This window comes from Bradyrhizobium sp. IC4059 (genome assembly GCF_020193615.1).
GTDB classification, from domain to species: domain Bacteria; phylum Pseudomonadota; class Alphaproteobacteria; order Rhizobiales; family Xanthobacteraceae; genus Bradyrhizobium; species Bradyrhizobium yuanmingense.
The window spans coordinates 1-25,159 of sequence record NZ_JADYVH010000010.1 but is presented as its reverse complement, the minus strand read 5'-3'; the positions used below and the strand labels follow the sequence as shown (position 1 = coordinate 25,159).

Below are 25,159 nucleotides of genomic sequence, written 5' to 3'. Positions count from 1 at the left end.
TCAGTGCGTCCCCGGGCGGTCGGCATAGGGATCGGGAATGCCGAGATGGGCGAGGATTTCGGTTTCGAGCGCTTCCATCTCCTCGGCGTCGTCGTCGTTCTCGTGGTCGTAGCCGATCAGGTGCAGGAAGCCGTGCACGGCGAGGTGGCTCAGATGATGGTCGAACGGCTTGTGCTCCTCGTCCGCCTCGCGCCGCATGGTCTCATAGGCGATCGCGATATCGCCGAGCATGCGCGGGGCATCGCCCGGCTTCCACGCGCCCTCCGGCTGCAGCGCCGGGAACGACAGCACGTTGGTCGGCTTGTCGATGCCGCGCCAGTTGCTGTTGAGCGTGCGGATGCCGGCATCATCGGTCAGCATCACGGCCACTTCGGCGTCGGCAACGTCCTCGTCGACGCTCTCGGCGGCCGCCGCCAGTGCGCGCTGGATCACGGCTTCAGAATCGGGCTCGCGCTGCCAGCAATCGGCGACGACGAGGACCTCGGTCATGGGAAGGTTGGAATGGGACATTGTGTTGTCTCGGACGAAGGGTGCCGTGCTCGCGCCCTGTTTGGTCCGGTGCTGCCTCGTCAGGATTGACCGGTGGCCGGCCGCTGCGGCGGCCCTTCATAGGCGGCGACGATCCGCGCCACGAGCTCGTGGCGGATCACGTCCTCGGCCTTGAAATGAACCTGGGCGATGCCCTCGACGCCGCTCAGGAGGCGGGTCGCCTCGGCCAGGCCCGAGGTCTGGCCGTTCGGGAGGTCGATCTGCGAGGGATCGCCCGTCACGATCATGCGGCTGTTCTCGCCGAGACGCGTCAGGAACATCTTCATCTGCATCGACGTGGTGTTCTGGGCCTCGTCCAGGATGATGGCGGCGTTGGTCAGCGTGCGGCCGCGCATGAAGGCGAGCGGCGCGATCTCGATCTCGCCGGTCTGCAGCGCGCGCTCGACGATGCGCGCATCCATGAGGTCGTAGAGCGCATCGTAGATCGGCCGCAGATAAGGGTCGACCTTCTCGCGGAGATCGCCGGGCAGAAAGCCGAGCCGCTCGCCGGCTTCCACCGCCGGGCGCGACAGGATGATCTTGTCGACCTCCTTGCGCTCGAACAGCTGCGCGGCATGCGCGACGGCGAGCCAGGTCTTGCCGGTGCCGGCGGGGCCGATGCCGAACACCAGCTCGTGCCGCTTCAGCGCGCGGATGTAGGAATCCTGCGCGGCGGTGCGCGCCCGCACCGGACGCTTGCGCAAGTTGATGCTGTCGAAGGTCGATTTGGCCGATTTGGCGTCGAACTCGAACAGCGAGCCCTGCGCGATCACGGCGCGGATCGCGCCCTCGACCTCGCCCTGGTCGAGATCGTGCCCCTTCGCGGCCTGCGCGTAGAGCATCTCCAGCACGCGGCGCGCAGCGTCGCAGCCGTCGCGGGTGCCGCCGATTGTGATGTGGTTGCCCTTGGAATCGACGATGACGCCGAGCCGCCGCTCGATCTGCGCCAGGTGCTGGCCGTAGGGGCCGACCAGCGCGGAAGCGGCGCGGTTGTCGTCGAAGTCGATGACGACCTGGGTCTCGGGCGGAACTTGCATGTCGCGGTCAAATTTGCGGCTGGGAGCGAACGAAGACGAATCCGATGCGCTTTTGGGCAAGGGTTCAGGCTCCACTGGCTTGCGATAAAGCGGGCTCGCGCGCCTTGCGCGGCATCACGAGCTCGCCGAGAAAACTGTAGCGCTCGAGGCTGTCGATTCTGACAGGCAGGATCTGTCCAATGATGTCGGGCGCGGCCATTACGTGGGCGGGCTGGAGGTAGGCGGTGCGGCCCACGATCTGGCCCTCCTTGCGCGCCGGACGCTCGAACAGCACGTCGACCGTTGAGCCAATCGCGGCCTTGTTGAAGGCCGATTGCTGGCTGTCGATCAGTTCCTGGAGCCGCTCCAATCGCTGGTCCATCTCGGCGGGGGACACCGTCTCCTGCATATCCGCGGCCGGCGTTCCCGGCCGGGCGGAGTATTTGAACGAATAGGCCGCAGCGTAGCCGATTTGCGTGACAAGCGCGAGGGTGGCGAGAAAATCTTGCTCGCTCTCGCCGGGGAAGCCGACGATGAAATCCGATGAAAAAGCAATGTCTTGGCGTGCGGTACGAAAACGGTCGATGACCCGCCGGTAATCATCGGCGGTATGTTTGCGGTTCATGGCCGCCAAAATGCGGTCCGAGCCCGACTGCACCGGCAGGTGCACGAACGGCATCAGGGCACCGAGATCGCGATGGGCCGCGATCAGGCTGTCATCGACGTCGCGGGGGTGGCTGGTCGAATAGCGCAGCCGCGCGATGCCGGGAATCGCCGCCAGATGTTCGAGCAGCCGGCCGAGCGGCCAGGTTTGTCCGTCCGGCCCCTCGCCGTGATAGGCGTTGACGTTCTGCCCGATCAGCGTGAGCTCGCGCACGCCGTTGTCAGCGAGCCGCTTCACGTCCTCGACGATCTTCGCCACGGGGCGCGAGACTTCGGCGCCGCGCGTGTAAGGCACGACGCAGAAGGTGCAGAACTTGTCGCAGCCTTCCTGTACCGTGACGAAAGCGGAAATGCCGCGCGCGCGGATCGCGTCCGGCTTGGGCTGGGCCAGGAAGCCGAACTTGTCGGCGGCGGGAAATTCGGTCTCGATCGCGCGGCCTTCGCCCTCTGCGCGCTTCAACAGCTCCGGCAGATGATGATAGCTCTGCGGTCCCACCACGACGTCGACGACAGGCGCGCGCCGCACGATCTCCTCGCCCTCGGCCTGCGCCACGCAGCCCGCCACCGCGATCTGCATCGCGCGGCCTGCACGCGCGGCCTCGTCCTTGGCGACGCGTAGCCGGCCGAGCTCGGAATAGACCTTCTCCGAGGCCTTCTCGCGGATATGGCAGGTGTTGAGGATGACGAGGTCGGCATCCTCCGCGCTCGCCGTCTCCACGAATCCTTCCGGGGCCAGCGTGTCCACCATGCGCTGGGCATCGTAGACGTTCATCTGGCAGCCATATGATTTGATGTGCAGCTTGCGCGGCGGCGTCATGGAACCCGAAATGGAGCTGGAGGACGGCCCTCAGATATAGGCTGCAGGGCCGAAAATCCAGCGAATGGAGCCATTTCCGCCTGTCATTCCGGGGCGCGACGCAGTTGCGAACCCGGAATCCAGAGTTTTACTGCGAGATTCCGGGTTCACGCGCGTCGCGCGTGCCCCGGAATGACGGTTCGGGGCAACATCAGCCCGCCAGAGCGTCCGCCGCGACCCGCCGGACCAGCTCGGGCAGCTGATGCATGTCGGCAAAGAGCAGGTCGGCGCCGGCCAGGCGCAAAGTTTCGGCATAGCCGTCGCGGCAATGGCTGCCCCCGTAAAAGCCGAAAACCGTCATGCCGGCGGCGCGGGCGCCGGCGATGCCGGCCAGACTGTCCTCGATCACGACGCAGCGCTCGGGCGGCACGCCCATTTGGCTCGCCGCGAACAGGAACAGGTCCGGCGCCGGCTTGCCGTTCTTCACCTGCGAGGCCGAGAAGATGTTTGGCGCGAGGCGCTCGTAGAGCCCGGTGCTCCCGAGGCTCACGCGCATCCGCTGATGCGAGCCGCCCGAGGCGACGCAGACGGCTTGCGTGACGACATCCAGCACATCGTGGATGCCGCGGATCGCTTCGAGGTCGGCTTCGAATGCGCGAAACAGCTCGTCCTGGAGATCGCCGTCATAGGCCTCCGGCAGCTTGCGGCCGAGCTCGGTCTCGATCTCGAGATTGGCCTGCTTTGTCGAGCGGCCGAGGAAGCGCGCGAACACCTGCTCCGACGTGATCGGATAGCCGTGGCGCGTCAGCACATCAGCGTGCGCGCGACAGGAGATCACCTCGCTGTCCACGAGCACGCCGTCGCAATCGAAGATGATGAGGTCGATGGGCACTAAACTCAATTCGTCGGCTTGTCGTCGTCGAGCGGGACGCAATAGAGCTCGAGCCGGTGATCGACCAGGCGATAGCCGAGCTTGCGGGCGATCTCGGCCTGCAGCTTCTCGATCTCCTCGGAGGTGAACTCGATCACCTTGCCGTCGCGCAGGTTGATCAGGTGGTCGTGATGGCTGTCGCGCATCTGCTCGTAGCGCGCGCGGCCCTCGCGGAAATCGTGGCGTTCGATGATGCCGGCGTCCTCGAACAGCTTCACGGTGCGATAGACCGTCGAGATCGAGATCTTGTCGTCAACCGCAACGCAGCGCCGGTACAGTTCCTCGACATCGGGGTGATCGGCCGCCTCCGCCAGCACGCGGGCGATGACGCGGCGCTGCTCGGTCATGCGCATGCCCGTTGCGGCACAGCGCGCCTCGATCTCGGATGCCTTGGACGCAGAAGAATGTTTCAGTGTGGTCATAGCGTTGTCTGCCTGGGCGGGCGCTTTCTGCCGCCGATGTTACGACAAGTCACGCCGCATCAGAAGGGCGTTCAATTGTTCCCCGTTGGGCTGCTTATAGTAGCGATCGCGGCGTCCGACCACCACGAATCCGGCTCGATCGTAAAGCCGCCGCGCCGGCTGGTTGTTCTCCTCCACTTCCAGAAATATGGTGCGTACGCCGCGCCCGGCGAGGTGGCCGAGATGGGTCATCAGCAGCGTGCGGGAGAGGCCGCGGCCGCGATAAGCCCCGTCCACCGCGATCGAGAGGATCTCCGCTTCGTCCGCGCCGATCCGCGACACCGCAAAGCCGATCGTCTTGCGGCCGAGCCGCAAGCGATGCACCAGCGTGTTGCGCTCGCTCATCATGCTCTCGAACTCGCCTTCGCCCCAGCCGTGCGCGAAGGAGGCGCCGTGCAGCTGCGCGAGGCGCGCGGCATCGCGCATGGTCGCGGGCTCGACGGCGGCGGTGCCGCCGCGCCACCACTCCGACAGCCATCCCATCATGAGGTCGCGGCTTGTGCTGCGAGCGGCGTCGATGCCGCCGGCTTGGCGTCGGGCGCTTTCAGATAGAACGGCCGCGCTGGTGTGGTGTCGGGATTGGCCGCCGCGCCGAGCCAGGCGACCCAACTGATGTCGGGCGCGGGCTGCGCGTCGACCGCGATGGGTTGCGGTCCGTCCTTCGGCCAGCGACCTGCGAGGATCCCGGCGGCATTGCCGACCAGATGCGGCGCGCCGAATTGCGAGGCCGCGATCGCCGCGTCGATGGAGGCGACAGCCGGCCGCACCAGCTGGCTGCCATCGCCGGCGACGATCTGGAAATAGACGTGATCGTGCCGCGCATCGATCGCAGAGATCACCGGCACCGTTCCGCTCTTGGCGACGACCCCAGCGGCATAGGCCGACAGCGTCGTCAGCCCGACCGCCGGCCGTTTCGCCGCAAGCGCAAGGCCCCGCGCCGCCGAGATGCCGACGCGCAGGCCGGTGAAGCTGCCGGGCCCGACGGTGACGGCGATGCGGTCGAGCGAGGTGAAGGCGAGGCGGGCCGATTGCATCACGCGCGCGATCATCGGCATCAGCGCCTCGGCATGGCCGCGCTTCATCAGCTGCGATTCCCGCGCGAGGAGCTCGCCGGCATCGGTGTCGAGAACGGCGGCCGCGCATGCTTCGAGCGCAGTATCGATGGCAAGGATCAGCATGATGGAGCAAATGGCGAGTGGCGAATGGAGAACACTCTAGCGAACCAGGCGCCTGTCCGCCATTCGTCAGGCAGGATTTGCACTTCCGATATGCCCTATTGCGCAAGGAGGGCTATCGCATTTGAGAGTTTTTCCCTGCGGCCATCCTTCGAGACGCCCGCTTGGGCGGGCTCCTCAGGATGAGGGCGGAGTGCGCGGCAACAGTTTCAAGGAGCACTGACGCTGATTAGCCTCATCCTGAGGAGGCGCGTAAGCGCCGTCTCGAAGGACGAGGCGTGCGCGCAGGCCGCTGCCACAAATCATATGCGATAGCCCCGCATTTCGCTGGGTGGGCAGGATTATCCCTCGCGTGCGTTCCTGAATTCCTTGGTCGCCTTGTCCAGCACGAACAGCGATCCCTCCGCCACGCCGAAATAGGCGCCGTGGGTCTGCATCCGGCCGCTCTCCACGGCCTTGCGGACGAACGGGAAGGTCATCAGGTTTTCCAGGCTGCGGAACACGGCGGCCTTCTCGATGCGCTCGACGAATTGCGCCATGGTCTCGTGCTCGCGCTGCTCCACGACCTCGCCCGGCTTGATGAACATCTGCATCCAGCGGCCGATGAAATCGCCGGGCGTGAGTGGCTCGATCTTGTCGATGAAGGCGCGGATGCCGCCGCATTGGGCGTGGCCGAGCACCACGATGTGCTTCACCTTCAGCACCGTCACCGCAAATTCGAGCGCTGCCGAGACGCCGTGCGCGCCTTCGTCAGGCTGATAAGTCGGCACCAGATTGGCGATGTTGCGGACGACGAAGAGCTCGCCCGGCCCCGCGTCGAAGATCACCTCGGGGGAGACCCGGGAGTCGCAGCAGCCGATCACCATGGTCTCAGGCGACTGCCCTTTGACCGAGAGCTCACGATAGCGGTTCTGCTCGGTCGGCAGCCGCTGGGTGGCGAAGGCCTTGTAGCCTTCCAGCAAGTGCGTCGGGAATGTCGTCATGGCCCATGCCTAATCACATACCGCCAAGGCCGACAAGCCTTTCGAATGGGCAGGCCAAATGCTATCGCCTGGGGGACGACAGACCAGGAAGGAACGCCAGCATGACCCGCCCGCGCCGCAGCCATCTGTTCATGCCCGGCTCCAACCCGCGCGCGCTGGAAAAGGCGCGCAATCTCGCCGCCGACGGCCTGATCCTCGATCTCGAGGATTCCGTCGCCCCGGAGGCCAAGGCGGCGGCGCGCGACGGCATTGCGGCGGCGATCGCCGCCAAGGGTTTTGGCAGGCGCGAGGTCCTGATCCGGACCAACGGCCTCGATACGCCCTGGTGGCCAGATGACGCCGCCATGGCCGCCAAGGCCTCGCCGGACGGCATCCTGGTTCCAAAAGTTTCAAGCGTCGAGGATCTCGACGCCATCGGCCGCAAGCTGGCCGAGCTCGGCGCCGCGCCGACCGTCAAAGTCTGGGCCATGATCGAGACCGCGCGCGCCGTGCTGCATGCCGAGGAACTGGCCGCCGCCGGCCGCGATCCTTCGCGCCGTCTCTCGGGCTTCGTGTTCGGCCCGAACGACATCTCGCGCGAGACGCGGATCCGGATGCTGCCGGGCCGCGCCGCGATGATCCCGATGATCACCCATTGCATCCTGGCGAGCCGCGCGCACGGCCTCGAGATCCTCGACGGCCCCTACAGCGACATCGCAAATTCCGACGGTTTCGCCACCGAATGCGCGCAAGGCCGCGACCTCGGCTTCGACGGCAAGACGCTGATCCACCCCTCCCAGATCGACGCTTGCAACGCCATCTTCACCCCGCCGGAGGAGGAAGTCGCCCGCGCGCGAAAGATCATCGCGGCGTTCGAACTGCCGGAGAACGCCTCGCGCGGCGCGATCCGCCTGGATGGTGCGATGGTGGAACGCCTGCACGCCGACATGGCCCGGCGCACGATCGCGATTGCGGACGCGATCGCTGCGATGGGGAAGGGCTGAGGCGCGAGAGCAACTTTTCCACGCGCCAAGCAGGCTTTGCACTCTATCGTCCCGCCCGCGAAACTGCTTTGAATTCACCGCCTGCTCCGTGGGAGGCGGCGATGGCGCTTTGCCGGAACCGCGCATCGGCAGGCTGGGGCGCCGCCAATTCCTGGCAATACATTCGATCGATCGTGCGCTGCATGAGCGCATAGCAATCGCATGCGATCCTCTCGAGCCGCGACCGATGGATCTCGACAAACCCGCGCCGCTCGGACGGGATGGCGCCGGCCTCGCGTAGCTTGCTCATCGTCAAAGTCACCGTCGTCCGCCGGACCCCAACCAGTTGCGCCAGCGCCTCCTGCGTCACCGGAAGCAGGTCCTCGGGAACGCGGTCGTGAAGCTGCAGGAGCCACCGCGCCATGCGGCCATCCACCCGGTGCAGCGCGTTGCAAGCGGCGACATGCTGGAGCTGCAGCAACACGGCGCGGGCGTGGACCTGCACGACATTCCTGATCGCGGCGCTTTGCACATGGGCAGCGCGAAATTTGGCGGCGGAAATCACCGATGCAGTGCCGGCTGTGCGAGCAATCGCGGTCACGGATGAAGGCGAGGGGCCGAGCACGGAGAACGAGGCCAAAGCGCCTTCGCGTCCCATCAAGCTGGTCGCGACCGTTTGCCCGTCCGGCATATCGAGCATGAAGGCGATCGCGCCGCTATGGGGAAAATAGACGGGGTCGAGTTCGTCGCCCGATCGCACCAGGACGGCATCGGGTTCGAACGAGACCTTCTGGAAGTGGGGCGTCAGCAAAGCGAGATCCGCCGGCGGCAGCGCCGCCAATAGCCGATTCCCGATGCCCTTGCGGTGGGCAGTCACGGTGTCCTCTGTTGAACGAGCACCCAACGAACGACGGGAAGCATCTGTTTCATTCGCCATGATTATCCGAAATGCGGATTGCGGAACGGTAGCGATCCAAACAGAGCTAATAATCGAGATCAAGCACGGATATTTGCGGTGAGCTTTCCCCGCATCCTCGCCGCGCAAACAGTCATACTATTTACGCCCGTTGTCATCCGACGATGCGCACAAGCGAAAGCTCTGCTGTACGCTGCCATCAGCGGTCCGGCAGATGGTCGGGTCTTTCTCGGTGACGGTAGCGGTGACGAAATCGCGGATGCGATCGCGGTGATGCGGAAGGGCTGAGGGCTCGCACACTCCGTCGCCTCGCGACGGAGTGCGCCAATGCCGCAGCACTCAGATCGTCTGGCCGCCAGACACCTCGATGCGCTGGGCCGTAACCCAGCGATTCTCCGGGCCGAGCAGGCTCGCGACCATCGGCCCGATGTCGTCGGGCACACCGACGCGGCCAAGCGCGGTCATTTGCGCGAACTGCTTGTTCAAATCCGGCATGTCGCGGACGGCGCCGCCGAGGAAGTCGGTCTCGATCGCGCCCGGCGCGACGACGTTGGCGGTGATGCCGCGTTCGCCGAATTCTCTTGCCATGTAGATGGTCAAAACCTCGATGGCGCCCTTGGCGGCGGCATAGGCCGAGAAGCCGGGGAAAGACACGCGCGTCAGCCCGCTCGAGAAGTTGACGATCCGGCCATTGTCGCCAAGCAGCGGCAGCAAGGCCTGCGTCAGAAAGAACGGCCCTTTGACATGGGTGTCGAAGAGCGCGTCGAACTGCTGCTCCGTCGTCTCGGCTATGGCGGCCATTTCGCCCTGGCCGGCATTGTTGACGAGATGATCGAACTTGTCGGCGTGCCAATGCTCCGCCAGCACTGAGCGGACTTTTGCGGCGAACGCCGGAAAGGTCGATACGGAGGTGACGTCGAGCTGGAGCGCGACCGCTTTTCGGCCGAGCGCCTCGATCTCGGTGACGACCTCGCGGGCGGCGGCGGCGCCGCTGCGATAGGTCACGATGACGTCGCCGCCGTGACGCGCGATGGAGATTGCGGTATTGCGGCCAAGGCCCCGGCTGGCGCCGGTGACGAGCGAAATGGTGGGCATTTGAGGCTTCCTCGTGAAGTTTCGGAGGGGCCTTTCTGCCTGTGATCGAGCATCCGATGTTGCCGGATCCTGTGATCGTCTTGCCCAATCCTCCAGGAATGCGGCCGGCGGCAGCCTTGCCTGAAACTCCCGTCTTCTTGCCCGATCGCCCCTCGGCAATTGCCGGCATGCTTGGCGCGGCCTAGATTGGGCCCGTGACCGAAACGCTGCTCCAGATCGCCAGCAATTACGCCGCAGCTCACGCCGACGGCAAAGGCCTTGCGTGCACGCCTTTCGCCGGCATCTCGATCATCCGTGAGACCGCGCCGAGCGCGCTCCAATTTGCGATCGCCAAGCCCCTGGTCGCTTTGGTGCTGCAAGGTGCCAAGCGTGTTGCGGTCGGCGCCACGTCGTTCGACCTGGGTGCGGGCGATTCGCTGGTGATCTCGAGCGACGTGCCGACGGTCAGCCAGATCACGCGCGCCACAGCCGCGGTGCCCTATTTGTCGCTCGTCGTCGAGCTCGATCCCATCGTCATCGAGGGGCTGGTCGTCGAGATGGGGGCCGCGCCTTATGTTCCGTCGCAGCCGCTTCGGGTCGAGCCAGCGGAGCGGGATGTGAGCGATGCGGCGCTGCGGTTGTTGCGCCTGATCGATCGGCCCTCGTCCGCCTCAATTCTCCAGAGCCAAGTGCTGCGGGAGCTGCATTATTGGCTATTGGCCGGTCGGCACGGTGGTGCCATCAGGGCGCTCGGTATGGCCGACAGCCATGCGCAGCGGATCGGCCGTGCGGTTGCGATCATTCGCGCCGACTATGCCAAGCCTTTGCGTGTCGACCGGCTCGCCAAGGCCGCGGGGATGAGCCAGTCGGCCTTTCACCTGCACTTTCGCAGCATCACGTCGCTGACCCCGCTTCAGTTCCAGAAGCAGCTGCGTCTGATCGAGGCGCGCCGCACCATGCTGGCCGATGGCGCGAGCATCGCGACCGCCTCTCATCGGGTCGGCTACGAAAGCGTCACGCAGTTCACGCGGGAATATTGCCGATTGTTCGGCATGCCGCCTGGGCGCGACATGCGCGAGGCGAAGCGGCGCGTCGAATCGGCGGCTTGAAGAGCTCTCACATGGCGACGATCGACCGGATCTACATCCTCGACGGAGGCATTGCTGAGGTCGAAGACGGCTCGATCTATTCTCCCGGCATCAATGTCGGCATTCCCATGGCGTTGAGCTGCAATGCCTATCTCATCCGTCACCGCGGCGAGTGGCTGATCTGGGATACGGGAATAGCAGATGAGCTGGCGAAGTATCCGGAAGGGCGCATCATCGCACACGGCATACGCGGCATCGTGCGTCGTCCCATCGCGGACCAATTGGATGACATCGGGGTGCGGCCCCGCGATATCGGCACGATCCTCCTCTCTCACGCGCATTTCGATCATATCGGAAATGTCGACCTGTTCGAAAACGCAAGATGGATCGCTCAACGGGCCGAGTTCGAAGCCATGTTCGGACCTGACCCCGACGAGTTCGGCTACTCACTGCCGCACTACGAGGCGTTGCAGGAGCGGCCTTTCGAGATTGTCGATGGCGACCACGACCTATTTGGCGACGGCGCGGTGCGCATGATCTTCACGCCCGGCCATACCCCCGGGCATTGCTCGCTGCTGGTGAAGCTGCCGCGGCGCGGCGCCGTGCTGCTGAGCGGTGACGTCGCGCACAACCGGGAGAACCTCCGGCACATGCGCGTGCCGTCGTTCAATGCCGACCCGCAGGCGACGGTTGCGTCGATGGCCAAGGTGGTCGAGCTGCTACGCGTCGAGAACGCCGAAATCTGGATCAATCACGATACGGCGCAAAGCCAGGGGATGGCTTACGCGCCGAAATGGATCGAGTAGCGCAATGCCTCACCGCGGCACGAGGTCGGCACGCTCGAGCGTCTCCAGGGTCGAGGCGTTGGCGCAATAGCCGTGGTAATTCTCCGCGGCGGTGCCCTCAGTGAGATCGCGGTCGCACTGTCCCTTGTGATTGCAGAGCGAGCAGACCCGCTCGAGGTCGCGGAGCAGCAGCGGCTGCGCGCGGCCGAGCGCCTCACTGCTGATGCCGAGCTGTTCGAGCATCTTCGGCAGCTCGTCGGCGGCGTGCCGGCCATGACGGACCAGCTCCTCCAGATCGTCCGGCGCGATCCTGAGATCATTGGCGATCCGGTCGAAATCGGCGCGGTCGAGCTGCCGCATTTCGTTGATCTCGCGGCGGTGCTTCACCCAGTTCGCGAAGGACTCGATGAGATCCTGGACGATGGGGTAGGGCCTGGTTGCGGTGCTCATGGAAAGCTCCATTCGGACGGTCGGAATTGGAGCGAGATAAGCACAATGATGCAGAAGCGCGTTGCGCTGGATCAAACAGGAAAGAGCGGGGTTGCCGACCTCTCCCGCTTGCGGGAGAGGTCGCGCCGAAGGCGCGGGTGAGGGCTCTTTCCTCTGGGGGATTGTCCCATTGCGGAGATACCCTCTCCCCGACCCTCTCCCGCAAGCGGGAGAGGGAGCGCACCTCCTGCGCCGCAGCTACCTGAATCTCTCCGCCGCCCACGCATACAGGCTGCCGGGAATCGGCTTCTCGCCGCCGCGTCCCTTCGGCGAGATGTGCAGGCCGATGATGGCGGGGTCGGTGACCAGGCCAAGATAGCTCGAGGGATCGAAGAACAGCTTTGGCTCGGCATGCACGGCATAGAACGATTGCTTCGGCAATGCGTTCTGCAGCTCGCCGGTGCGGCGCGCGAGCGCGGTGAGTGCCGCGGGCCCGTAGATCGCGACGCGAACATCCGAGAGCCGGTTCGAGCCGCCGCGCAAACGGCGCATCATGAAGGTGATGCGATGGCGCAGCGACAGCCAGTTCGGCGTCAGCTCCTCCTGCTCCATCAGCTCCGCGAAGGCGGCAACGATGCCGTGCGCGGGCGGCAGATAGAGCACGGAATTGCCGAGCTGGCGCGGCCGCTCCCAGGCGAAGTACGGTTTGGCCGGATCGATCTCGACCGGCCTCAACAGCAGCACGTCGGCATCCAGCCAGAGGCCGAGGCCCTTCGCCATCAGCTTCATGCGGAAGAAGTCGCTGAACTGCAGAATGGTCCAGTCGCGCCAGCTGCCGTCCGGCTGCGGCGGGCGCAGGCGTTCGGAGAACGCATGCGGCAGGATCGCCTCGGCCTCGGCATTCGCGACGCCGGCCGGCAATCCGGGAATAGTGTCGAAGCTGTAGACCGTGACCTTGTGGCCGGCAGCCAATTGCGAGCGCAGACAGGTCTGGCGCAGCGCGTCCATCGGGCCATGCCAGAAGGTGACGATCTCGGGCAGCATGCGGGAAGTCATAAGGGATAATCAGAACAAAGAAAAAGCCCCGGCGCTTGCGGCACCGGGGCTCAACAAAAACTTGCGATCAGGCCCAGGCGCGTTCGCGCTTGAGCTTGTCCTCGTAGGAGTCGATCGAGGCCTTCTTCTCCATTGTGAGGCCGATGTCGTCGAGGCCGTTGATCAGGCAGTGCTTGCGGAACGGATCGATCTCGAACTTGACCTTGCCGCCGTCGGGGCCGCGGATCTCCTGGTTCGGCAGGTCGATCGTCAGCGTCGCATTGGCGCCGCGCTCGGCGTCGTCGAACAGCTTGTCGAGGTCCTCTTGGGTGACGCGGATGGGCAGAATGCCGTTCTTGAAGCAATTGTTGTAGAAGATGTCGCCGAACGAGGTCGAGATCACGCAGCGGATGCCGAAGTCGAGCAGCGCCCAGGGCGCGTGCTCGCGGCTCGAGCCGCAGCCGAAATTGTCGCCGGCGACCAGCACCTTCGCGTTGCGATAGGCGGGCTGGTTGAGCACGAAATCCGGATTCTCGCTGCCGTCGTCCTTGTAGCGCTGCTCGGAGAAGAGCCCCTTGCCAAGGCCGGTGCGCTTGATGGTCTTGAGGTACTGCTTCGGAATGATCATGTCGGTGTCGACATTGATGATCTTCAGCGGCGCCGCGACGCCTTCCAGCGTGGTGAACTTGTCCATGGTTGCGCTTTCCCGCACGTGGTTCAGGGAACCGGCTATTTATCGCGATCGGGCCGGAAATCCTAGGCCGAATTCGGCAGGGCTAGTCTGCCGTAGGGGGTTTGAAGCCGAACTGGCGCGGCATCGGGATTTCACCTCTCCCCGGTGGGGAGAGGTGGACCGAGAGCGTCCTACTCCGCCTTAGCCTCAATCGCGGCCATATCATCGTCCGACAGACCAAAATGGTGGCCGATCTCGTGGATCAGGACATGGCGGACGATGTGGCCGAGGCTTTCGTCGTGCTCGGCCCAATAATCCAGGATCGGGCGGCGGTAGAGCCAGACCATGTTGGGCAGCCGTGCCACGTCGCCAAAGCTCTGCTGGGGCAGGCCGACGCCCTGGAACAGGCCGAGCAGGTCGAACTCGCTCTCGCATTCCATCTCGTCCAGGACCTCCTCGGTCGGGAAGTCGTCGACGCGGACGATCACGCCCGCGCAAAGCTTGCGAAATTCCGCCGGCAGGCGCTCGAACACGTCGTGAGCCATCGCTTCCATTTCGGCCAGCGAAGGGGCTTTCAATTCCGTCCACATGAGCACCTCTTAGCGCGGGTTTCCCGCTGATGCATCTGGCTTTATAAGCGCGGCGAGGTTGACGGGCGCCGCCAAAACGGGGAGCGTGGGTCGTCAACGGGACGGTTCAGGGTGGGCGGAAAAATGCGAACGAAAACAGCGCTGACTCTACTGTGCATGGGGTTGTTTTCGCAGTTTTGCGTCGGCGCCGAGGCGCAGGCCGCCAGTTCCGAAATCCGGATGGCCCAACTGGTCTCGCCGGACGATGTCCCCCCGCCGCGCAAGCGGCCGCGCCTGCGCATCACGCCCTATTACAGCCCGGACGGCGTCTATCCCCGCTACAATCCCGGCCCCGACGCGGTCCGGGTCTGCAACGCCACCTATGTGCAGGAGTACCGGCCGAGCGGCACGGTGATCGTGCCGCGCGTGAGCTGCTACTGGCGTCGGGGCTGACTTCGCGGCGACCGCGTGAGGGTGTGATGGCGAGATGGATCGCATGGGCCTTTGCCGTCGCGCTGGCCACTGGGCTGCCTCGCGCGTCCGCCGCGCCAAGGGCGACGGTCCCGGAGGCGTCGGCGGGGATCGCGGTTTTCGATGTGCGACGACACGCGCGAACCTATGACATCGCACGGCCTGCCATACGCCGCGATCCGCGCTACTACGCGCGGCCTGTCTACTATCGTCCCTATCCCTACGGCGTGCCGGCACCGTTTGTGTTCACCTACGGCCCCTTCTGGTAAGGCGCCGCTTTGGCGGCCGGCTTTGCGATCGCGCGAGGCACGGCGTCGCATCGCGGCGCCGCGCCTCGTTCATTCATGGCGCGTTCACATCGCTGTCCGCAACTTGATCTCGGGAGCGACCGCAATTGAACGGCAATGCGCGGCGGAGACGTCGCAGCTGTGCCGTCCGGATTCAGGGAGGATTCCATGCTGAGAATGTTTGGCCGCCGGGCTGGCCCGATGCGCCTGCTCGGGCTTGCGGCCGCCGCGACGCTGATGCTGTCGGCCGGCAGCGCGCGCCGCGCTGAAGCGCTCACCTTGATCAATCCGGCGACGTCGCCGATGACGAAGGCCGCGACCGACGATCTCGTCACGCAGGTTCGCCGTGGCGGGCATGGCGGAGGGCATTTTCACGGCGGCGGTTTTCGCGGCGGCGGCGGGCATATCGGCCGCGGGTTCCATGGCGGTGGCTTCCGCGCCGCGCCGGCCTTTCACCACAGACATGTCGGCATCCATCGCCATGGCGGCTTTCGCTACGGCGGATATGGCGGGGTCCACCGGCACTGGGGCCATCACCGCCCCCATTTCCGGCATCGTCACTTCTACCGGCCCTATTATGTCGGCGGCTACTATCCTTCCTACTCTTATCCGCGCCGCTGCCGGATCATCTGGACCTATTACGGCCCGCGCCGCGTCTGCCACTGGCCCCGGTGGCACTATCCGTACCGATACTGGTGACGTGAGTGAATTGCTGGCTCTGCATTCGTCATGGCCGGGCATAGCCGTCCGAAGGACGGCGTCGCTTCCGCTCGCCTATGTCCCGGCCATCCACGTTCTTGGGGCTTGTGCAGAGAGTTCGTGGATGCCCGGGACGAGCCCGGGCATGACGGAGAGACTGGTCAGAGCCAATCCTTCAGCTTCCACGACGAAGCTTTCCACCGCATCAGGTTCTCCAGCTTCCATTGCTTGAACATCGCCGGTGGCCAGCGGCTGAGCTTGGAGATCTCCTCGACCTCCGGCTTGGCGACGATGCGCAACGGCGGCGCGCGTCGCCGGTGCTGGCGCGTGGCCTCGCTGATGAGATCGACATATTCCGGCTTGTTGGCCATGACGTGTCCTCGCGAAACCGTCGCGAGGACATCGTCGGCGCCGTCGATTAACGACGCTTTTGCCGCGATTGCTACAATTGCAGGGACCAGCTTAGCGCCAGTCCCTGACGTCGACGAAGTGGCCCGCGATCGCCGCCGCTGCCGCCATCGCCGGCGACACCAGATGGGTGCGACCCTTGAAACCCTGGCGGCCTTCGAAATTGCGGTTTGAGGTCGAGGCGCAGCGCTCTTCCGGCTTCAGCTTGTCCGGGTTCATCGCAAGGCACATCGAGCAGCCCGGCTCGCGCCATTCAAAGCCGGCCTTGATGAAGATCTTGTCGAGACCCTCGGCTTCGGCTTGCTCCTTCACGATGCCGGAGCCCGGCACGACCATGGCATTGACGTTCGCCGACACGGTCTTGCCTTCGGCGATCTTCGCCGCGGCCCGCAGGTCCTCGATGCGGCCGTTGGTGCAGGAGCCGATGAAGACGCGGTCGAGCTTGATGTCGGTGATCTTCGTGCCCGCCGTCAGGCCCATATATTTCAGCGCGCGATGCTTGGAGATGCGCTTGGCCTCGTCCGCGATCTTATCAGGATCGGGCACGATACCGGTGACAGAAATCACGTCTTCAGGCGAGGTGCCCCAAGTCACGATCGGCGGCAGCTTTGCGGCATCGAGGCGCAGCTCGTGGTCGAAATGCGCGCCGTCATCGGAGCGCAACTTCTCCCAGTAGCGCATCGCCGCGTCCCAGGCCGCGCCCTTCGGAGCCTTCGGGCGATCACGCAGGAAGTCGAACGCCTTCTGGTCGGGCGCGACCAGGCCAGCGCGCGCGCCGCCTTCGATCGACATGTTGCAGACCGTCATGCGGCCTTCCATCGAGAGCGCACGGATCGCTTCGCCGGCATATTCCAGCACGTAGCCGGTGCCGCCCGCGGTGCCGATCTCGCCGATGATGGCCAGGATGATGTCCTTGCCCGTCACGCCATCCGGCAATTTGCCGTCGACGGTGACGCGCATGTTCTTGGCCTTCTTCTGGATCAGCGTCTGCGTCGCCAGCACGTGCTCGACCTCGCTGGTGCCGATGCCGTGCGCGAGCGCGCCGAACGCGCCATGCGTCGAGGTGTGGCTGTCACCGCAGACGATGGTGGTGCCGGGCAGCGTAAAGCCCTGCTCGGGGCCGATGACGTGGACGATGCCCTGGCGCTTGTCGAACTCGTTGTAATATTCGATGCCGAACTCCTTGGCGTTTTCGGCCAGCGCCTTGATCTGCTCGATGCTTTCAGGGTCGGGATTCGGCTTGGTGCGGTCGGTGGTCGGCACGTTGTGGTCGACGACGGCGAGCGTCTTCTCGGGCGCATGGACCTTGCGCCCCGTGGCGCGCAGGCCTTCGAACGCCTGCGGCGAGGTCACCTCGTGCACCAGATGGCGGTCGATATAGAGCAGGCAGGTGCCGTCCTCGGCTTCGTGCACCAGATGGTCGTTCCAGATCTTGTCGTACAGGGTGGTCGGCTTGGACATGAGCTTGAGCTCCGAAGAATGTGTGTCAGCGATGAGCGCGGCAGAGCGCGCGGGCAACAAAATCGTCAGCGCAGCTTTTAGGCTGCGCGGCTAAGCTCTGACGTTGCCGAGGTCGCGAAGCGTCCGAAGAACCGGCCAGGCAGCCGCGAGCGATCGTCGATGACGATGCGCTGGATGCGGGCGAAGCTGGTCGGATCTGGAAACATTCTAGAAGCTATATAGCACGCGGAAGCTAAAGCGCGAGAGTTTCAACTCGTCATTGCGAGCCACCGGGTCCGCGCGTAGCGCGGCCCGATGACAGGCTCCGTGAAGCAATCCAGAAATGCATCCGCGGAGACAGTCTGGATTGCTTCGTCGCAAGGGCTCCTCGCAATGACAGCAGCGCCAACAAAAAAGCGCGGAGCCGAGCCCCGCGCTTTCGAAAGACCTGCCTGGTAGCGAAGCTTACTCGCCGACGGCAGCAGCGCGGTCCTGCTTCTCGACGATGCGGGCCGACTTGCCGCGCAGGTTGCGGAGATAATAGAGCTTGGCGCGACGCACCTTGCCGCGGCGCACCACCTTGATCGAGTCGATCATCGGGGAGAGCAGCGGGAACACGCGCTCGACGCCCTCGCCATAGGAGATCTTGCGCACGGTGAAGCTCTCGTTGAGGCCACCGCCGGAACGGCCGATGCAGACGCCCTCATAGGCCTGCACGCGGGTGCGGTCGCCTTCGACGACCTTCACGTTGACGATCACGGTGTCGCCGGGGGCGAATTCCGGGATGTCCTTGCCGGCCGACAGCTTGTCGAATTGCTCCTGCTCGAGCTGCTTGATCAGGTTCATGGGTAAATCTCCATCGGCGCGCCCAGCCCTGGAAACGGGGGGCTGCGCAAAATTCGTCTATCCAGCCATTGCGGATTTGGCCGCTCCTATAAGGCAAGCCGGAGCGTTTGTCACCCGTCTGTCTTGTTTTTTGGCGTTTTTTGGCCGCTCCCCCGATTCGCGGCTTTTTCCCACAAATCCGGGCGCCGGGCGGCCGTCAGGGCCTCGGATTTGGCCCGCCGCCAGGCCGCCACCTTGGCATGGTCGCCGGAGGTGAGGACAGCAGGGATCGGAACCCCCTCGAACAGCTGCGGGCGGGTGTATTGGGGGTACTCCAGCAGGCCGTCCGAAAAACTTTCCTCGGTTCCCGAGGCCTCCTTGCCCATCACCCCCGGCAGCAGCCGGACGCAGCCGTCGATGAGGGCTAAAGCTGCGATTTCGCCCCCGGAGAGCACGTAATCGCCGATCGAGACCTCCTCCAGGCCCCGAGCGTCGATCACCCGCTGGTCCACCCCCTCGAACCGCCCGCAGACGATCAGGGGGCCGGGGCCCTCGGCGAGCTCGGTGACGCGCGCCTGGGTCAATGGCCGACCCCGGGGGCTCATGAGCAGGCGGGGCCGCGCTTTTGACGGGTCTTGCCCGATTTCGGCAGCATCGATCGCCGCGGCCAGAACGTCCGCCCGAAGCACCATGCCCGGCCCGCCGCCGGCCGGGGTGTCGTCGACGCTGCGGTGGCGGTCGGTCGCGGACGCCCGGATGTCGCGAGCCTCGATCTGCCAGAGCCCGGACGCGAGCGCCCGGCCGGCGAGGCTCACGCCGAGCGGCCCCGGAAACATCTCCGGAAACAGCGTCAGCACCGTCGCGCGCCAGGGTGAGGGATTGGTCATTGCATCCTAGTCTCGTCGTCCCGGCGCGCGAAGCGCGAGCCCGGGACCCATAACCACCGCAGCCCGTTTTGCGATGGCTGGAGCGATCAGCTTAGCGAAAAATTCCGGCCTGTGGTTATGGGTCCCCGCCCCCGTGCGCTTTGCGCACTAGGCGGGACGACCCGTGGATGGAGCGTCGCCCTCGATCTCCTGCGGCAGCGCGATCACGACGCGGCCGCCTTTGAGGTCGACTTCCGGCACCACCGCGTTGGAGAACGGCAGCAGCATCGTCGGGCCCTTGGGCGGCGCGATCTCGATGATGTCGCCGGCGCCGAAATTATGGATCGCGAGCACGCGACCGAGCGCATCGCCATCAGTTGTGACGGCGGCGAGCCCGATCAGATCGGTGTGGTAATATTCGTCCTCGTCCGTCGCGGGCAGTTTCTCGCGCGGGACATAGAGCTCGATGCCGTTGAGGCGCTCGGCCTCATCGCGGGTCGCGACACCCTTGAATGTCGCGACCAGATGATCTTTGGCCTTGCGCACCTGCGCGATTTCGAACTGGCGCCTGCCGTCCTTGGTCGACAGTGGACCGTAGCGGCGGACGGCAAAGGGATCCTCGGTGAAGGTCCACAGCTTGACCGCACCGCGCACACCATGCGCGGCGCCGATCCGCGCGACGCAGACCAGCGCCGACATGATCCGGCCTTACGCCTTGGCGGCGGCTTCGGCCTGCGCCTTGCGCTCCTTGCGCGGCACGGCCTTCTCAGGGTTGTTGCGCGCTTCGCGCTTCTTGACGCCGGCGGCATCGAGGAAACGCGCGACGCGATCCGACGGCTGCGCGCCCTTGGCGAGCCAGGCCTTCACCTTGTCCATGTCGAGCTTGAGGCGGGTCTCGTTGTCCTTCGGCAGCAGCGGATTGAAATGGCCGAGACGCTCGATGAAGCGGCCATCGCGCGGAAAACGCGAATCGGCGACGACGACGTGATAGACGGGACGCTTCTTGGTGCCTGCACGGGCGAGGCGGATAACGACGGACATTCAGTTCTCCTTGAAAGTGTGGTTTGCAAAGTACGTTTTGTTCGGTTGATTGGTATTTCCGCGCCGCGCGAGATGCTGATGATCCCGTGCGACGAATTCCTCATTTCTTCTTGCCGGGGAAACCGCCGAGGCCCGGCAGCGTCGGCTTGCCGCTCAGCCCGGTCAATCCGGGAAGGTTGGGCAGGCCGGTGCGAAGGCCGGGCGGCAGATCCTTCGGCAGATTCGGCAGGCCTTGTCCGCCGCCCGCGCCTTGCATCTTCTCCTGCAGCGCCTTCATCTCTTCGGGCGAGGGCATCTTCATGCCGCCGCCAAAACCCATCGCCTGTGCGATGCCGGCGAGCGGGCCGCGCTTGCCCGATCCCATGGCCTTCATCACGTCGGCCATGTTCCGGTGCATCTTCAGCAGCTTGTTGACGTGCTCGACGCTCTGGCCGCTGCCGGCCGCGATGCGCTTCTTGCGGCTGGCCTTCAAGAGGTCCGGATGACGCCGCTCCTCGCGCGTCATGGAATCGATGATCGCGACCTGACGCTTCAGGATCTTGTCGTCGATGCCGGCGGCCGCGATCTGGTTCTTCATCTTGGAGATGCCGGGCATCATGCCCATCAGCCCGCTGATGCCGCCCATATTGGCCATCTGCAGCAGCTGCTCGCGCATGTCGTTGAGGTCGAACTGACCCTTGCGCATGCGCTCGGCGGTGCGCGCGGCCTTCTCGGCGTCGATATTGGCGGCGGCGCGCTCCACCAGCGACACCACGTCGCCCATGCCGAGGATGCGGCCGGCGATACGATCCGGGTGGAAGTCTTCCAGCGCGTCGGTCTTCTCGCCGGTGCCGATCAGCTTGATCGGCTTGCCGGTGACGGCGCGCATCGACAGCGCGGCGCCGCCGCGGCCGTCGCCGTCAACGCGTGTGAGCACGATGCCGGTGAGGCCGACGCGCTGATCGAACGAGCGCGCGAGGTTCACGGCGTCCTGGCCGGTGAGCGAGTCCGCAACCAGCAGCACTTCATGCGGATTGGCCGCGGCTTTGATCGCGGCCGCCTCCGCCATCATCTCTTCGTCCAGCGTGGTGCGGCCGGCGGTGTCGAGCAGCACGATGTCGTAACCGCCGAGCTTGCCGGCTTCCAGCGCGCGTTTCGCAATTTGCGGCGGCTGCTGGCCGGCAACGATTGGCAAAGTGGGAATGTCGAGGTCGCGGCCGAGCACGGCCAGCTGCTCCATCGCCGCCGGACGGTAGACGTCGAGCGAGGCCATCAAGACCTTGCGCTTGTCGCGCTGGACCAGGCGGCGGGCGAGCTTGGCGGTGGTGGTGGTCTTACCGGAGCCCTGCAGGCCGACCATCATGATCGGCACCGGCGGCACGGAATTGACGTCGATGGTCTGGCCTTCGGCGCCCAGCGTGTTGACCAGCTCGTCATGGACGATCTTGACCACCATCTGGCCGGGGGTGACCGACTTGACGACGGTGGCGCCGATCGCCTGCTCGCGCACGCGCTCGGTGAAGCTGCGCACCACTTCGAGCGCAACGTCGGCCTCCAGCAGCGCGCGGCGCACCTCGCGCATCGCGGCGTCGACGTCCTTCTCGGTCAGCGCACCGCGCCCCGTCAGACGATCGAGAATGCCACCAAGCCGTTCCGACAGATTGTCGAACAATGCCGTTGTCCTGTTGCTGTCTTCCCGATGGGAAGAGCGCTCCGTAACTCACCGCTGTCATGCCCCGCGAAGGGGGGGCATCCAGTACGCCGCAGCACCTCAGTTCAAGCCGAGCCGCCTCTGGGATACTGGACCGCCCCATCAAGTCGGGCGATGACACCTTCCTGGATAAGCATCTTCCAAACACCTTTGCGCCCGAGGGCGCACAGCGCTGTCGGGCGTTGACCTCCGGCCTCGAGGCCGGTCGGCGGGTCGAAAAGAAAGCCTTTCCGAGAAAGTGGCCGGGTTAAACGCCGCTCCCGCTCAAAAGTCAAGGAAACTTAGGGTGTCGGCCCGCCCTCGGTAAGCCAAGGTTTTGAAAACGTGATCCTTTTGTCGCAGGTTCCTTTTCCGCCAGCCCCGCCCATATAGGCGGTGATGTCTTACCCCTCCAACCATCCCTAGAAGCCCGCCGTGCCGATCACCCGCCGCCGCCTTTTCGGACTATTCGCCGGAACCGGTGCGCTGGTCGGCGTCCCCTCCCTCTGGATGTCCAGCATGAAAACCTATGACGGCCCCGCCTCCGATCATTTCGACGGCCTGACCTTCTTCGATCCGGACGGGGCGCCGCCGAAATCGCTGCGCGAGGTGCTGCGCTGGCAGCTCGGCGGCAAGCGGCAGCGGGCGACTTGGCCGGATTGGGCGCCCAGTCCCCATGCCGACACCCCGCCAGCGCGCGTTGACGGCGACAAGGTGCGGCTCTCCTTCGTCGGTCATGCCAGCTGGCTGATCCAGGCCGGCGGCCTCAACATCCTGGTCGATCCGGTCTGGTCGGAGCGGGTCTCGCCGGTCGCCTTCGCCGGGCCGAAGCGGCACAACGACCCCGGCATCGCCTTCGAGAAGCTGCCGAAGATCGACGTCGTGCTGGTCTCGCACGGCCATTACGACCATCTCGACATCGCGACGCTGTCGCGGCTCACCAAGAATTTCGCCCCGCGCGTGGTCACCCCGCTCGGCAACGACGTCACCATGCGCAGCTGGGATCCCGGCATCAAGGTGGAGGCGTTCGACTGGCATGATCGCGTCGAACTCGGCGAAGGCGTCGCGGTGCATTTAGTGCCGACAAGGCACTGGACCGCGCGCGGCCTGTTCGACCGCAACAAGGCGCTGTGGGCGAGCTTTGTCCTGGAGACGCCGGCCGGGAAGATCTACGTGGTCTGCGATTCCGGCTATGGCGATGGCCGCCATTTCCGCCGCGTCGCCGAGAAGCACGGCAAGCTGCGCTTGGCGATCCTCCCGATCGGCGCCTACGAGCCGCGCTGGTTCATGCGCGACCAGCACATGAACCCCGAAGATGCGGTGAAGGCGCTGGCCGATTGCGGCGCGGAAGCCGCGCTCGGGCATCACCACGGCACGTTCCAACTGACGGACGAAGCGATCGACGCACCGGCGACAGCGCTGGTCGAGGCGCTGGATGCCGCGAAGATTCCGCAGGAAAGATTCGTGGCGATGCTGCCGGGGCAGGTGGTGGAGATTTAGGTCGTGTATCCATAAACCCGGCGGCTTGATGCGACGAAAGCAATGTCCGCTTTGCTCCCATTGCGGCAGGTGCGTGCGGTTCTGCGCCGTTGAACCAGAAAGCCCATGACGCAACAAAGCACCATGGATTTCTTTTGGTCGGAAGACCTTTATTAATCGATGGATGGAGCCGGCCTGTGGGATTTTTGCTGAGAGTTGTGCTTGCAACCGCTCTCGTGAACCTTGCTCCGGCCGCCGCCCAGGCGAGGAACGCCGTCGCTTCTCCTGCCTTGCAGAAGGAATTCGATGGCTTCATCGAGAAGTTTCACGCGGCGCTGAAGGCAAACGATTCCGCCGCCGTCGCCGGTATGACACGGTTGCCGTTCATGAACGACAACGCAATTCGCGACGCCGCGCAATTTGGCGCCAAGACCTATCGGACCTCGTTCACGGCGAAAAATCGCGCGTGTATCCAGCGCGGCAAGGCCGTCTACGATCGCGATGACTATAAGAACGACAGTTACTTCGACTTCTGCGGCGAGCTCATCTTCGTCTTTACCAAGACGCCGACGGGGTTTCTTTTTACTGATATCAGCGTGAATGATTGATCGGGCAACAATGCCATCCCCTGCCGCCGGACGTATGATCGGGTCGCCGGCCCATTGGTGTTGCGGCGATGCGCCCCTTACGAAAGAGGCTACTGCCCCTGCTTGATCGCCCAGCTCACATTCACCGTCACCGTCAGCGTCTCCTCGCCGGGCGCGACGGCGGCCTGTGGGGCCGCGGCCATCCGTTCGGCCATGCGGCCCTTGAACAGCGGCACCGGGCCGCCGCCCTCGGTGACGCTGAGCGGCGCGCCCAGCGTGACGCCGGCAGCCTTCGCATAAATCTCCGCCTTGCGCCGCGCATCGGCAACGGCCTGCTCGCGCGCATCATCGAGCAGCTTTGACGCCTGCGTCACCTCGAACGAGATATTGCCGATGTCGTTGGCGCCGGCGCTGACCAGAGTGTCGATGATGCCGGCCACCTTGGTCACGTCGCGGATCTTGACGGTGACGCGGTTGCTGGCGCGGAAGCCGACCACCGGCGAGGCGCCGGTGGATTTGTTCTGGCCGTATTGCGGCTGCAGCGACAGCCGCGAGGTCTGGTAGTCCTTCTCGGCGATCCCGGCGCCCTTCAGCGCCAGCAGCACCTTGCCCATCGCGGCATTGTTGGCATCGGAGGCCTCTTTCGCCGTCTTGGCGTCGTTGGCGACGCCTGCATCGATTTGCGCGAGATCGGGCGCCGCGGATACGGAGGCTTCGCCGCTCACCGAGATCGCGGAGGGAAAATCCTCGGCGCGCGCGGGCGCGGCGAGCAGCGTGGTGGCGAGGACGGCGGCAAGTAGGGCAGGCTTTTTCATCAGTCTCACTTCAGTGGCACGAAAACATTGATCACGAGCTTGTCCTCGGACGTCTTTAGGGGATCGGTGAGGTACTCCTCGATGAAGGTGTCCTTGGCTTCCAGCCTCTTGTCGTCGAGGTGATTGGTGATCGCCTCATACGTATTGTCCATGTTGTCGTAGGAGCCGCGATGGACGAATTTCAGCGCCTTGCCTTCAGGCGATTTGCCGATGCTCATGTCCTTGGACAGGTTCTTCGGGTCCTGATCGACCGGGATCTGGGCAAGAAAGGTGAAGCCGGTATCGTCCGTCGATGTGTAGACGATCATCGAATTGCCCGATGGCTTGATGCCCTGCTTGTCGAGCAGCGTGTTCAACGCCTTGAAGGCGTCGATCAGCGTGTCGAAGGCGGAGTCCCAATTGGCGGTGCCCTTGACCATCACGACCTTCTTCGACTCGAGCATGGTCTCGAGGCCAAAGGGATCGGCGGTCTGAACCGGGGCGGGGGT

30 protein-coding genes are annotated in these 25,159 nt (G+C 65.0%); 7 read left to right on the top strand and 23 right to left on the bottom strand.

Annotated elements, in window-relative coordinates:
- The 8 genes from ybeY to I6F12_RS27240 all read right to left on the bottom strand — a co-directional run bounded on the left by ybeY (window position 1) and on the right by I6F12_RS27240 (window position 6,553).
- Window positions 1-510: an rRNA maturation RNase YbeY gene (gene ybeY / locus I6F12_RS27275; protein WP_225142384.1), complete on the bottom strand. Its 510-nt coding sequence runs from the start codon at window positions 508-510 to the stop codon at window positions 1-3.
- Window positions 511-569: 59 nt separating this feature from the next.
- A complete protein-coding gene (locus I6F12_RS27270) occupies window positions 570-1,565 on the bottom strand; it encodes a PhoH family protein (RefSeq protein WP_036008958.1) in 996 nt (331 codons plus the stop codon).
- A gap of 64 nt (window positions 1,566-1,629) precedes the next feature.
- Window positions 1,630-3,024 (bottom strand): tRNA (N6-isopentenyl adenosine(37)-C2)-methylthiotransferase MiaB, encoded by a 1,395-nt coding sequence (gene miaB / locus I6F12_RS27265; protein ID WP_225157633.1) that lies wholly within the window; start codon window positions 3,022-3,024, stop codon window positions 1,630-1,632.
- A 190-nt stretch (window positions 3,025-3,214) separates the two neighbouring features.
- The gene (locus tag I6F12_RS27260; RefSeq protein WP_225157632.1) at window positions 3,215-3,895 is read right to left on the bottom strand and encodes an HAD family hydrolase; all 681 of its coding nucleotides are present in this window, start codon (window positions 3,893-3,895) and stop codon (window positions 3,215-3,217) included.
- Between the two features lie 5 nt (window positions 3,896-3,900).
- A complete protein-coding gene (locus I6F12_RS27255) occupies window positions 3,901-4,356 on the bottom strand; it encodes a Fur family transcriptional regulator (protein ID WP_225113781.1) in 456 nt (151 codons plus the stop codon).
- A gap of 39 nt (window positions 4,357-4,395) precedes the next feature.
- The gene (rimI, locus tag I6F12_RS27250) at window positions 4,396-4,881 is read right to left on the bottom strand and encodes a ribosomal protein S18-alanine N-acetyltransferase (protein ID WP_036008947.1); all 486 of its coding nucleotides are present in this window, start codon (window positions 4,879-4,881) and stop codon (window positions 4,396-4,398) included.
- Entirely contained in the window at window positions 4,878-5,573 is a 696-nt protein-coding gene (tsaB, locus tag I6F12_RS27245) for a tRNA (adenosine(37)-N6)-threonylcarbamoyltransferase complex dimerization subunit type 1 TsaB (RefSeq protein ID WP_225157631.1), read from the bottom strand. Before tsaB ends, rimI begins: the two co-directional genes overlap by 4 nt.
- 338 nt (window positions 5,574-5,911) lie before the next feature.
- Window positions 5,912-6,553, bottom strand: coding sequence for a carbonic anhydrase (locus tag I6F12_RS27240; protein ID WP_036008941.1), 642 nt, complete (start codon window positions 6,551-6,553; stop codon window positions 5,912-5,914).
- A 101-nt stretch (window positions 6,554-6,654) separates the two neighbouring features.
- Here I6F12_RS27240 and I6F12_RS27235 point away from each other — a divergent pair, with 101 nt between their 5' ends.
- Window positions 6,655-7,536, top strand: a complete 882-nt coding sequence (locus I6F12_RS27235; protein ID WP_036008938.1) for a CoA ester lyase — start codon at window positions 6,655-6,657, stop codon at window positions 7,534-7,536.
- A 43-nt stretch (window positions 7,537-7,579) separates the two neighbouring features.
- On the opposite strand, the gene I6F12_RS27230 is transcribed toward I6F12_RS27235, so the two are convergent.
- Window positions 7,580-8,452, bottom strand: coding sequence for a Crp/Fnr family transcriptional regulator (locus I6F12_RS27230; protein WP_225157630.1), 873 nt, complete (start codon window positions 8,450-8,452; stop codon window positions 7,580-7,582).
- A gap of 318 nt (window positions 8,453-8,770) precedes the next feature.
- A complete protein-coding gene (locus tag I6F12_RS27225; RefSeq protein ID WP_225157629.1) occupies window positions 8,771-9,526 on the bottom strand; it encodes an SDR family oxidoreductase in 756 nt (251 codons plus the stop codon).
- A 194-nt stretch (window positions 9,527-9,720) separates the two neighbouring features.
- On the opposite strand from I6F12_RS27225, the gene I6F12_RS27220 reads away from it, so the two are divergent.
- Window positions 9,721-10,614: an AraC family transcriptional regulator gene (locus I6F12_RS27220; protein WP_225157628.1), complete on the top strand. Its 894-nt coding sequence runs from the start codon at window positions 9,721-9,723 to the stop codon at window positions 10,612-10,614.
- Between the two features lie 11 nt (window positions 10,615-10,625).
- On the top strand, window positions 10,626-11,399 hold the full coding sequence (locus tag I6F12_RS27215; protein ID WP_225157627.1) for an N-acyl homoserine lactonase family protein: 774 nt from the start codon (window positions 10,626-10,628) through the stop codon (window positions 11,397-11,399).
- A 9-nt stretch (window positions 11,400-11,408) separates the two neighbouring features.
- On the opposite strand, the gene I6F12_RS27210 is transcribed toward I6F12_RS27215, so the two are convergent.
- The 4 genes from I6F12_RS27210 to I6F12_RS27195 form a co-directional block, all read right to left on the bottom strand.
- The gene (locus tag I6F12_RS27210; protein WP_036008979.1) at window positions 11,409-11,828 is read right to left on the bottom strand and encodes a hypothetical protein; all 420 of its coding nucleotides are present in this window, start codon (window positions 11,826-11,828) and stop codon (window positions 11,409-11,411) included.
- Window positions 11,829-12,065: 237 nt separating this feature from the next.
- On the bottom strand, window positions 12,066-12,851 hold the full coding sequence (locus tag I6F12_RS27205) for a hypothetical protein (protein ID WP_036024535.1): 786 nt from the start codon (window positions 12,849-12,851) through the stop codon (window positions 12,066-12,068).
- A 79-nt stretch (window positions 12,852-12,930) separates the two neighbouring features.
- A complete protein-coding gene (leuD, locus tag I6F12_RS27200) occupies window positions 12,931-13,536 on the bottom strand; it encodes a 3-isopropylmalate dehydratase small subunit (protein WP_057026583.1) in 606 nt (201 codons plus the stop codon).
- A gap of 170 nt (window positions 13,537-13,706) precedes the next feature.
- Window positions 13,707-14,105 (bottom strand): metallopeptidase family protein, encoded by a 399-nt coding sequence (locus tag I6F12_RS27195; protein ID WP_036008911.1) that lies wholly within the window; start codon window positions 14,103-14,105, stop codon window positions 13,707-13,709.
- Window positions 14,106-14,261: 156 nt separating this feature from the next.
- On the opposite strand from I6F12_RS27195, the gene I6F12_RS27190 reads away from it, so the two are divergent.
- Together I6F12_RS27190 and I6F12_RS27180 are read left to right on the top strand one after the other, a co-directional pair.
- Complete coding sequence (locus tag I6F12_RS27190) at window positions 14,262-14,537, top strand: hypothetical protein (RefSeq protein ID WP_036008907.1); 276 nt, start codon at window positions 14,262-14,264, stop codon at window positions 14,535-14,537.
- 473 nt (window positions 14,538-15,010) lie between these two features.
- Entirely contained in the window at window positions 15,011-15,541 is a 531-nt protein-coding gene (locus I6F12_RS27180; protein WP_225157626.1) for a hypothetical protein, read from the top strand.
- A gap of 161 nt (window positions 15,542-15,702) precedes the next feature.
- Here the strand turns inward: I6F12_RS27180 and I6F12_RS27175 are convergent, their stop codons facing one another.
- The 7 genes from I6F12_RS27175 to ffh form a co-directional block, all read right to left on the bottom strand.
- Entirely contained in the window at window positions 15,703-15,912 is a 210-nt protein-coding gene (locus I6F12_RS27175; RefSeq protein WP_036008898.1) for a hypothetical protein, read from the bottom strand.
- 91 nt (window positions 15,913-16,003) lie between these two features.
- Window positions 16,004-17,410 (bottom strand): 3-isopropylmalate dehydratase large subunit, encoded by a 1,407-nt coding sequence (gene leuC / locus I6F12_RS27170; protein WP_036024581.1) that lies wholly within the window; start codon window positions 17,408-17,410, stop codon window positions 16,004-16,006.
- Window positions 17,411-17,854: 444 nt separating this feature from the next.
- Complete coding sequence (gene rplS / locus I6F12_RS27165) at window positions 17,855-18,235, bottom strand: 50S ribosomal protein L19 (RefSeq protein ID WP_036008895.1); 381 nt, start codon at window positions 18,233-18,235, stop codon at window positions 17,855-17,857.
- A gap of 110 nt (window positions 18,236-18,345) precedes the next feature.
- Complete coding sequence (gene trmD / locus I6F12_RS27160; RefSeq protein WP_225157625.1) at window positions 18,346-19,101, bottom strand: tRNA (guanosine(37)-N1)-methyltransferase TrmD; 756 nt, start codon at window positions 19,099-19,101, stop codon at window positions 18,346-18,348.
- Between the two features lie 147 nt (window positions 19,102-19,248).
- On the bottom strand, window positions 19,249-19,782 hold the full coding sequence (gene rimM / locus I6F12_RS27155; RefSeq protein ID WP_225157750.1) for a ribosome maturation factor RimM: 534 nt from the start codon (window positions 19,780-19,782) through the stop codon (window positions 19,249-19,251).
- A gap of 6 nt (window positions 19,783-19,788) precedes the next feature.
- A complete protein-coding gene (gene rpsP, locus I6F12_RS27150; protein ID WP_025032875.1) occupies window positions 19,789-20,121 on the bottom strand; it encodes a 30S ribosomal protein S16 in 333 nt (110 codons plus the stop codon).
- A 100-nt stretch (window positions 20,122-20,221) separates the two neighbouring features.
- Complete coding sequence (gene ffh / locus I6F12_RS27145; RefSeq protein ID WP_225128097.1) at window positions 20,222-21,772, bottom strand: signal recognition particle protein; 1,551 nt, start codon at window positions 21,770-21,772, stop codon at window positions 20,222-20,224.
- 453 nt (window positions 21,773-22,225) lie between these two features.
- On the opposite strand from ffh, the gene I6F12_RS27140 reads away from it, so the two are divergent.
- Both I6F12_RS27140 and I6F12_RS27135 read left to right on the top strand, forming a co-directional pair.
- A complete protein-coding gene (locus tag I6F12_RS27140) occupies window positions 22,226-23,290 on the top strand; it encodes an MBL fold metallo-hydrolase (protein ID WP_225157624.1) in 1,065 nt (354 codons plus the stop codon).
- Between the two features lie 176 nt (window positions 23,291-23,466).
- Complete coding sequence (locus tag I6F12_RS27135; RefSeq protein ID WP_225157623.1) at window positions 23,467-23,877, top strand: hypothetical protein; 411 nt, start codon at window positions 23,467-23,469, stop codon at window positions 23,875-23,877.
- Between the two features lie 89 nt (window positions 23,878-23,966).
- On the opposite strand, the gene I6F12_RS27130 is transcribed toward I6F12_RS27135, so the two are convergent.
- Both I6F12_RS27130 and I6F12_RS27125 read right to left on the bottom strand, forming a co-directional pair.
- Entirely contained in the window at window positions 23,967-24,671 is a 705-nt protein-coding gene (locus I6F12_RS27130; protein ID WP_225142365.1) for an SIMPL domain-containing protein, read from the bottom strand.
- A 5-nt stretch (window positions 24,672-24,676) separates the two neighbouring features.
- A partial coding sequence (locus tag I6F12_RS27125) for a GyrI-like domain-containing protein (protein ID WP_225157622.1) occupies window positions 24,677-25,159 on the bottom strand: 483 nt, incomplete at its 5' end.

Bases quoted from the DNA above. Each gene is read 5' to 3' on its own strand.
- ybeY (WP_225142384.1), bottom strand. From the start codon at position 510: ATGTCCCATTCCAACCTTCCCATGACCGAGGTCCTCGTCGTCGCCGAT.
- I6F12_RS27270 (WP_036008958.1), bottom strand. From the start codon at position 1,565: ATGCAAGTTCCGCCCGAGACCCAGGTCGTCATCGACTTCGACGACAAC.
- miaB (WP_225157633.1), bottom strand. From the start codon at position 3,024: ATGACGCCGCCGCGCAAGCTGCACATCAAATCATATGGCTGCCAGATG.
- I6F12_RS27255 (WP_225113781.1), bottom strand. From the start codon at position 4,356: ATGACCACACTGAAACATTCTTCTGCGTCCAAGGCATCCGAGATCGAG.
- rimI (WP_036008947.1), bottom strand. From the start codon at position 4,881: ATGATGGGATGGCTGTCGGAGTGGTGGCGCGGCGGCACCGCCGCCGTC.
- tsaB (WP_225157631.1), bottom strand. From the start codon at position 5,573: ATGCTGATCCTTGCCATCGATACTGCGCTCGAAGCATGCGCGGCCGCC.
- I6F12_RS27240 (WP_036008941.1), bottom strand. From the start codon at position 6,553: ATGACGACATTCCCGACGCACTTGCTGGAAGGCTACAAGGCCTTCGCC.
- I6F12_RS27235 (WP_036008938.1), top strand. From the start codon at position 6,655: ATGACCCGCCCGCGCCGCAGCCATCTGTTCATGCCCGGCTCCAACCCG.
- I6F12_RS27230 (WP_225157630.1), bottom strand. From the start codon at position 8,452: ATGGCGAATGAAACAGATGCTTCCCGTCGTTCGTTGGGTGCTCGTTCA.
- I6F12_RS27225 (WP_225157629.1), bottom strand. From the start codon at position 9,526: ATGCCCACCATTTCGCTCGTCACCGGCGCCAGCCGGGGCCTTGGCCGC.
- I6F12_RS27215 (WP_225157627.1), top strand. From the start codon at position 10,626: ATGGCGACGATCGACCGGATCTACATCCTCGACGGAGGCATTGCTGAG.
- I6F12_RS27210 (WP_036008979.1), bottom strand. From the start codon at position 11,828: ATGAGCACCGCAACCAGGCCCTACCCCATCGTCCAGGATCTCATCGAG.
- I6F12_RS27205 (WP_036024535.1), bottom strand. From the start codon at position 12,851: ATGCTGCCCGAGATCGTCACCTTCTGGCATGGCCCGATGGACGCGCTG.
- leuD (WP_057026583.1), bottom strand. From the start codon at position 13,536: ATGGACAAGTTCACCACGCTGGAAGGCGTCGCGGCGCCGCTGAAGATC.
- I6F12_RS27195 (WP_036008911.1), bottom strand. From the start codon at position 14,105: ATGTGGACGGAATTGAAAGCCCCTTCGCTGGCCGAAATGGAAGCGATG.
- I6F12_RS27190 (WP_036008907.1), top strand. From the start codon at position 14,262: ATGGGGTTGTTTTCGCAGTTTTGCGTCGGCGCCGAGGCGCAGGCCGCC.
- I6F12_RS27180 (WP_225157626.1), top strand. From the start codon at position 15,011: ATGCTGAGAATGTTTGGCCGCCGGGCTGGCCCGATGCGCCTGCTCGGG.
- I6F12_RS27175 (WP_036008898.1), bottom strand. From the start codon at position 15,912: ATGGCCAACAAGCCGGAATATGTCGATCTCATCAGCGAGGCCACGCGC.
- leuC (WP_036024581.1), bottom strand. From the start codon at position 17,410: ATGTCCAAGCCGACCACCCTGTACGACAAGATCTGGAACGACCATCTG.
- rplS (WP_036008895.1), bottom strand. From the start codon at position 18,235: ATGAACCTGATCAAGCAGCTCGAGCAGGAGCAATTCGACAAGCTGTCG.
- trmD (WP_225157625.1), bottom strand. From the start codon at position 19,101: ATGACCAATCCCTCACCCTGGCGCGCGACGGTGCTGACGCTGTTTCCG.
- rpsP (WP_025032875.1), bottom strand. From the start codon at position 20,121: ATGTCCGTCGTTATCCGCCTCGCCCGTGCAGGCACCAAGAAGCGTCCC.
- I6F12_RS27130 (WP_225142365.1), bottom strand. From the start codon at position 24,671: ATGAAAAAGCCTGCCCTACTTGCCGCCGTCCTCGCCACCACGCTGCTC.